1 protein-coding gene is annotated in these 967 nt (G+C 72.8%); it reads right to left on the bottom strand.

Annotation, left to right across the window (positions count from 1 at the left end; all coding sequences use genetic code 11):
• Nucleotides 1–62 precede the first annotated feature (62 nt).
• Nucleotides 63–965, bottom strand: coding sequence for an SGNH/GDSL hydrolase family protein (locus C1I98_RS39290; RefSeq protein ID WP_438672142.1), 903 nt, complete (start codon nucleotides 963–965; stop codon nucleotides 63–65).
• Nucleotides 966–967: the final 2 nt, after the last annotated feature.

The raw sequence follows: 967 nt of genomic DNA, 5'->3' as shown, positions 1-967 counted from the left end.
GATCACGGGCATTCACTCCTAGAGGCGGGGAGTGACGGCCCTGGGGCGGAGTGTGAGCGAGGTCAGGCATCGTCGGGCAGGGCGGCCGCCCGTCTGCGAAGAAACCTGACCCGTCGTCGCTGTGGCACGGCCGTACGGCCGGCGACGTCGGAACCGGTGACCTCGGTGCCTGACTCCTCCGCGGCCAGGGCCGCCGCAAGGTAGATCGACTTCGATCTCGCGCCACGCTCGGGCTCGGGCTCGGGCCAGAGCCCCAGCGCGGTGCATACAGACGGTAGCACCGCGTAAGCAGCCTGTTGGTAACCTCTGGCAGATGGGTGATATCGATCGGGTCCGAACATCTCGCGGGGGTTTGTCGCGAATTCCGGTCCCAGCAGGTCCGCGAACGCCACCGTGCGCCCGCCCGCCTCGACCACCGCGACCGTCTGCGCGGCGGCCAGTTCCCGGCACCAGCGCCGGGTGATCCAGCGCAGCGGCTGCGCGATCGGCCGGACCGTGCCCAGGTCCGGGCAGGTCCCGACGACCACCTCCGCCCCCGCGCCGGTCAGCCGCCGCACCGCCTTGCTCAGGTGCGCCACGGCCTGCGCGGGCCGGGTCTGGGTGGTGACGTCGTTGGCCCCGATGAAGATGACCGCGATGTCGGGAAGCGTCGCGATGGCCTGGTCCACCTGCCCGTCGAGGTGGACGGACTCGGCTCCGGACATACCGGCCACCGTCAGCCGTACCGGGCGCTCGGCCACCGCGGCCAGGCCGTTCGCCAGGATCACGCCGGGAGTCTCCGCCGGGTCGTCCAGCCCGATCCCCACCGAGGTCGAGTCGCCCAGCATGACCAGGCCGATCGGCTCCCCTGGACCGTCGCCGTAGATCCCGTCGGCGGGCGGGCCCTCCTCGGCCACCGGCCGCCCCACCAGCCTGCGCGCCAGCAGCCCCTCGGCCACCAGCAGGCCGTAGGCGACCGCCCCCACCG

This window comes from Spongiactinospora gelatinilytica, from assembly GCF_003236385.1.
Lineage (GTDB): Bacteria > Actinomycetota > Actinomycetes > Streptosporangiales > Streptosporangiaceae > Spongiactinospora > Spongiactinospora gelatinilytica.
The sequence above is the reverse complement of the archived record's forward strand: the minus strand, read 5'-3'. Positions and strand labels throughout refer to the sequence as shown.